Source organism: Streptosporangium sp. NPDC005286 (assembly GCF_040607515.1).
In the GTDB taxonomy this organism is placed as follows: Bacteria; Actinomycetota; Actinomycetes; order Streptosporangiales; family Streptosporangiaceae; genus Streptosporangium.
In genome coordinates, this window is sequence record NZ_JBEXGU010000345.1 from 1 (window position 1) to 3,553 (window position 3,553).

Below are 3,553 nucleotides of genomic sequence, written 5' to 3' on the forward strand. Positions count from 1 at the left end.
TCCCCCGTCCGATACATCCGCCCACCGGACCCATCAAACGGACACGCCACAAACCGCTCCGCCGTCAACCCGGCCCGCCCCAGATACCCCCGCGCGAGACCAGGCCCGGCCAGGTACAGCTCCCCCTCCACCCCGGCCGGAACCGGCCGCAGCCACGAATCCAGCACGTACGCCCGGGCGTCGCGGACCGGCGAGCCGATCGGCGGGATCTCACCCGCCTTCAGGGGGGCGCTCATGGTGGCGGCGATGGTCGCCTCTGTCGGGCCGTACGCGTTGATCATCAGACGGCCGGGGGCCCAGGCGTCCACCAGGTTCGGCGCGCAGGCGTCCCCGCCGACGATCAAGGTCCGCAGGTCGGGCAGCGAGACCTCCGGAACCCCGGCCAGGGCTGCCGGGGGGATCAGGGCGTGGGTGACCCGCGCCTCCCGCAGGGCATCGGCCAGCGCGGCTCCGCTGTAGGCGCCGGAAGGAGGAATGACAAGGGCGGCCCCGGCGGCGAAGGCCATCAGCAGTTCCATGACCGAGGCGTCGAAGCTCGGCGAGGCGAAGTGCAGAACGCGGCTGTCCGGGGTGATCCCGAACCTGTCGACCTGCGAGCACGCGAGGGCGGCGATGCCGGCGTGGGTGACCACGACGCCCTTGGGCCGCCCCGTCGAGCCGGAGGTGTAGATCACGTACGCCGGACGCTCCGGCACGAGCGGCACACCGAGATCGGACTCCGCGTATCCGGAGGTGTCGGCCCCGGCCAGCCAGCCGGCGTCGACCACCAGGGCGGGGGCGGCGTCCTCGAGCATGTAGACGACCCGTTCCTCCGGGTAGCCGAGGTCGACGGGCAGGTACGCACCGCCCGCCTTCAGCACGGCCAGCGCCGCGACCACCAGATCAGCGGAACGGCGCAGCCTCAGCGCCACCAACCGCTCGGGACCGATTCCGTGCTCGGCCACCAGCAGCCGAGCCAACCGGTTGGCGCGGCCGTTGAGCTGCCCGTACGTGACAGCCTCGCCGAGGTGGACCAGCGCGGTGGCCTCGGGGTCACGGACGACGGCGGCTTCGAAGAGCTCGGGCAACGTACGGCGCGGCACCGGTACTCCGGTGTCGTTCCACTCCTCGACGGCCTGGTTGTGCTCGGCGACGTCAAGGATGCCGATCCGGCCGACCGGCGTGTCCGGGTCGGTGACGATCGTGGTGAGCAGCAGGCTCATCCGGTCGAGCAGCCGCCGGGCCTCGGCGGTGCTGAACAGGTCGGGCCGGTGGTCCAGCCGCAGGGTGAGGCGGTCGCCGGGGACGGCGGCGAGGGCGAGAGGGTAGTGATGGGCGTCTGTCGAGCCGAAGCCGGTCAGCCGCACCTCGCCAAGGGCGGTACCTGCGGTGGAGGGATCGAATGGGTAGTTCTCCAGCACGGTGACCGTGTCGAACAGGATGCCGCGCTGGATTTCGGTCAGCCCCAGGTGATGGTGGGGCATCAGCTCCGCCTGCTCGTCCTGGAGGCGTTCCAGCATTTCGCCGACGGACTCGGCGGGCCGGAGCCGGACCCGGACCGGCACGGTGTTGATGAACAGGCCGACCATGCGCTCGACCCCGGGCAGCTCAGGCGGGCGGCCCGATACGACCGCGCCGAAGACGACGTCCTCGCGGCCGGTCAGCTTGGCGAGCAGTAGTCCCCACACTCCCTGCAGGACCGTGTTGACCGTGACGCCACGGCGACGGGCCAGTCTGGTCAGCGCGGCGGTCAGGTCGGCGCCCAGCTCGGTGGCGACCTTGCCCGGCGTCACGGGCGCGCCCGCGGCGGGCGCGACCAGCGTCGGCTCGTCAATGCCCTCCAGTGCCCGGTCCCAGGCATCCTTCGCGGCGGCGCGGTCCTGGCGGGACAGCCAGGCCAGGTAGTTCTTGTACGGCGGCGCGGGCGGAGCCTCCACACCGAGATAGAGCGCCAGCAGTTCGGCGACAAGCAGCGGGGTGGACCATCCGTCGAGCAGGATGTGATGGTTGGTGATGATCAGCCGGTGCCTGCCGGGCTCCGGTCGTACGAGAACGAAGCGGATGAGCGGCGGCACCGCCAGGTCGAACGGGCGTGCCCTCTCCTCCGCGGCCACCGCGGCCGGATCTGCCCCCTCGACCTCCCGCCAGGACGGTTCGACACTGTCCGGAATGACCTGGACGGGCCGGCTGAGGTCCTCGTGCCAGAAGGCGGCGCGCAGGTTGGAGTGGCGTTCGAGCAGCCTGGCGGCGGCGGCACGGAGCGCGGGGACGTCCAGCGGGCCGTCCAGGTCGAGGGTGACCTGCGCGGTGTAGAGGTCGTGCTCGTCGTGGAGGGCGTGGAAGAACAGGCCCTGCTGCAGCGGCGAGAGCGGGAGGATGTCCTGGACCTGCGTCAACGCTTCTCCCACGCGGCTTGGATACGGTCGATCTCCTCCTGGTCCAGATCGACCAGGAGGTCGCTCGGTGTGTGTCCTCCCGCGCCGTGCTCGGCCAGCCCGGCGAGCGCCTCGAACCAGGTCTCGGCCAGTTCGGCGACCTCCGCCTCGTCGAGCACCCCCTCGGGCCAGGACCAGACGGCCTCCAGGTGAGGGCCGTCCGGCCGGTCGTGCGTGGTCACGTTGACCTCCAGGACATGGGCCACCGGCATCCCGGGGTCGTAGCCGCCGATCTCGGTGGGAACCAGGTTCCAGTCGCCTCCGGTGACCGCGACCCGGCCGAGGTAGTTGAACACGATCTGCGGGCGGGGAAGCTCGGCGAGCTTCTGCGCGGTCTCCGGCGCGAGATGGCGGAGCATCCCGTAACCCAGCGGGTCGGGCAGCGCCCTGAGCTGCTCCTTGACCTTTTTGATCGCCTGAGCCGCGGCCCGCTCGTCGGACCAGCTGGTCAGACCCGGGTCGAGCCTGACGGGGTGGATGGTGGTGAACCAGCCCACGGTCCTGGACAGGTCGACGTCGGGGAAGATCTCCGCACGGCCGTGCCCCTCCAGGTCGAGCAGGACGGAGGTGCCCCGGGCGCCGCGCCTCCTGCGCCAGTGGGTCACGGCCAGGGCCAGCCCAGCGAGCAGCACGTCGTTGACCCGGCCGTGGAACGCGGCGGGGACGGCCGCCAGCAGAGGTTCGGCCTTCGCCGGAGGCAGGGTACGGCGGAGACTGCGCAACGTCGCGGCGGTGTCGAGACGCGGATCGAGGGGCCTGCGCCCGATACGCGGATCAGGGCCGTCGAGGATCTCGGCCCAGTGGTCGAGTTCGCCGACCCTGTTGGGAGCCTCGTCGTGCAGGCGGTGTGCCCAGGTACGGAAGGAGGTGGGCACCGGCTCCAGCACCGGGACTCTCACCTGAGCGACCGCTCCCTGAAGGAGCCCTTCTTGAGCGGTCGCGTCTTGCCGGATGACCCCTTCGTGCGCTGTCGTCTTTCGCGGGGCCGATCGTTGGATGGCCCCTTCGTGAACTGCCGCCTGCGGAGCCGCTTCCTGACCGGCTCCTTCGTGCGCTGTCGTCTTTCGCGGGGCCGATCGTTGGATGGCCCCTTCGTGAACTGCCGCCTGCGGAGCCGCTTCCTGACCGGCTCCTTCGTG

Annotated in this window: 3 protein-coding genes; 1 reads left to right on the plus strand and 2 read right to left on the minus strand. The window is 71.2% G+C overall.

The features are described 5' to 3' along the window. On the minus strand, nt 1–2,375 hold a 2,375-nt coding region (locus ABZU75_RS45790; protein WP_355569655.1), incomplete at its 3' end, for an amino acid adenylation domain-containing protein. Next, a complete protein-coding gene (locus ABZU75_RS45795) occupies nt 2,372–3,313 on the minus strand; it encodes a condensation domain-containing protein (RefSeq protein WP_355569659.1) in 942 nt (313 codons plus the stop codon). The genes ABZU75_RS45790 and ABZU75_RS45795, both read right to left, overlap by 4 nt. Nucleotides 3,314–3,343: 30 nt before the next feature. On the opposite strand from ABZU75_RS45795, the gene ABZU75_RS45800 reads away from it, so the two are divergent. Next, a partial coding sequence (locus ABZU75_RS45800; protein ID WP_355569664.1) for a hypothetical protein occupies nt 3,344–3,553 on the plus strand: 210 nt, incomplete at its 3' end.